The organism is Exiguobacterium sp. SH3S3, assembly GCF_004337115.1.
GTDB classification, from domain to species: domain Bacteria; phylum Bacillota; class Bacilli; order Exiguobacteriales; family Exiguobacteriaceae; genus Exiguobacterium; species Exiguobacterium aurantiacum_A.
In genome coordinates this window covers 1-2,089 of record NZ_SJUU01000026.1, presented here as the reverse complement: position 1 = coordinate 2,089, position 2,089 = coordinate 1, and the positions used below count along the sequence as shown (strand labels likewise).

General features: G+C 47.2%; 2 protein-coding genes. Both read right to left on the bottom strand.

Going from position 1 to position 2,089, the window contains the following annotated elements; translation table 11 throughout:
• Positions 1-166 precede the first annotated feature (166 nt).
• Entirely contained in the window at positions 167-1,219 is a 1,053-nt protein-coding gene (locus EVJ28_RS13845) for a glycosyltransferase family 4 protein (RefSeq protein WP_131489343.1), read from the bottom strand.
• Positions 1,220-1,335: 116 nt separating this feature from the next.
• Positions 1,336-1,749, bottom strand: coding sequence for a Rok-like winged helix domain-containing protein (locus EVJ28_RS14405; RefSeq protein WP_131489341.1), 414 nt, complete (start codon positions 1,747-1,749; stop codon positions 1,336-1,338).
• Positions 1,750-2,089: the final 340 nt, after the last annotated feature.

Genomic DNA, 2,089 nt, shown 5'->3' with positions numbered 1-2,089 from the left:
CATCACCCTCTCAAAAGAAAAAACAGGATAAGGGCAAGGAAAAAGAGCGATTGTCCCGACTTGAGTCGGTCCAATCGCCCTTTTTTCTGTTCACGCTCGGATAGAGCGGAGGTTTTTCAGTGCCCTCGACATGGCGTCCTTGGTCGTTTCTATGTGTATATCCAAGTCACGTCTTCGCCCGGCCGAGCAGGCGGCGTGACGTCTGGATGATCGGTTTGTAGTTCGGGTGGATCAACTCCGTCGACTCGACGATCAGTTCGATGACGATCAAGACGATGACGAACGTGATGACGGCACCGACCATCGTCGTCTTCGCGAACAGAATCGAGGCGATGCCGAAGAAGAACGTCATCCCATACATGAGGAGCACCGCTTGGCGCGTCGTGAACCCCATATCGATCAATTGGTGGTGCATGTGTGACTTGTCAGGCGACATCGGCGGGCGCCCTTGGACGAGCCGGCGGACGATCGCGAAGATCGTATCCGAGATCGGCAGTCCGAGCAAGAGGACCGGCACGACGAGCGAGAACAGTGTCACATTTTTAAACCCAAGTAATGAGAACACAGCGAGCATATATCCAAGGAAAAGTGCACCTGTATCCCCCATGAAAATCTTCGCCGGGTAGAAGTTGTGGACTAAAAACCCGAGCGTACTCGCGAGAAGGAGCAACGCCATCATCGTCAAATAGACGTTCCCTTGAATGATGGCCAGGAGTGCAATCGTCCCGAGTGCGATGCTCGAGACCCCGGCGGCGAGACCGTCGAGGCCGTCGATCAAGTTAATCGCGTTCGTGATCCCGATCAGCCAAAGCACCGTCACCGGGATGCTCCAAGCGCCGAGATAGAGCTGTTGGTCGAACGGCAAGTTGATGAGTTCGATCCGCATCCCGGCGTTCAAGACGACGACCGTCGCAATCATCTGCCCCATCAATTTGACGCGGGCAGTCAGTTGGAACCGGTCATCGACGAGACCGGTCAAGGTGATGATGACCGCTCCGATCAAGATGGCGTCGTTGTAACGGCTCGTCGGCAACAACAAGGCGTAGCCGATCAGGAAAGCGACGAAGATGGCGAGGCCACCGATTCGCGGCATAGTCTGTAAATGTACTTTTCGGGCGTTCGGGTGATCGACCGCTCCGATCAGAAAAGCGAACCTGCGAACGAGCGGCGTGATCAAGATGGCCATCACAAAACTGACCAACATGGCAATCCATAACATGGGCCAACGTTCCTCTCTCATTTAAAAATAGACTCTGGCGAATTATAGCATATTTCCCATCGAGCGAGACGTATCAGAAATGTTACAGCAAAAAAACCGACGAACGTTCTCGTCGGTCAAGCGTGTGCCGGTTCAGTCGTGACTTCTTCAGCTGATGCATATGTATATAGTCCGCGCCCGACTTTCTTGATTTCCGGATTGACCGATTCGATCTTGACCATCAATTGGTAGATGTTGCTAATGTGGTGACGGTAGCGAAGCTCGAGCTCCATCTGGATGTCACGCACTTTCATGGTATTACGCTGTTTCAACAAATCTGTCACTTGACTAGCATATACTTCAATAGGATATCGTTGATTTATTCGCCTTGGATAATGAAAATTAGATTTTTCAGGAAATAAAGCTTTTGTTTCAGTGTTTTGACGAAGCTCACGAAGTAAATAATCCGTTCTTTTTTGTAATTGTCTGTATGATTCTTCTATTTCTAGTAATTCTCTATAAATACGTTCATTTAATTGGTTCTCTAACATACTACCTCTCCTTTTTACGCCTTATGTATTACTCTTGATATATCTGTGTAAGACAAATTTATTGATAAACTAATCATCACTACAATGTAATTGTAATGTCCTTGTAATTATTTTGTCATTGTTTTTTGTGTTTTAGATGCAAGAAATTATAAAGTTAATTGTAATACACTAAAGATATAATACATAAAAACAGATAAAAAAGCACACTAACTTTGAACTGAGCCCTGTTTTTCGGACAGTTTAATAAAAAGTGCGTCGTCTTTTATGCGGCGATCAGATGGCTCCGGTATTGCTCCGGAGTCATTTTTTTTAGGTTCCATTGCTTGCGTTCACTATTGTA

What these genes read in the sequence shown, in the direction of transcription:
- EVJ28_RS13845 (WP_131489343.1), bottom strand. Translation starts at nt 1,219, where the DNA reads ATGTTATGGATTGCCATGTTGGTCAGTTTTGTGATGGCCATCTTGATC.
- EVJ28_RS14405 (WP_131489341.1), bottom strand. Translation starts at nt 1,749, where the DNA reads ATGTTAGAGAACCAATTAAATGAACGTATTTATAGAGAATTACTAGAA.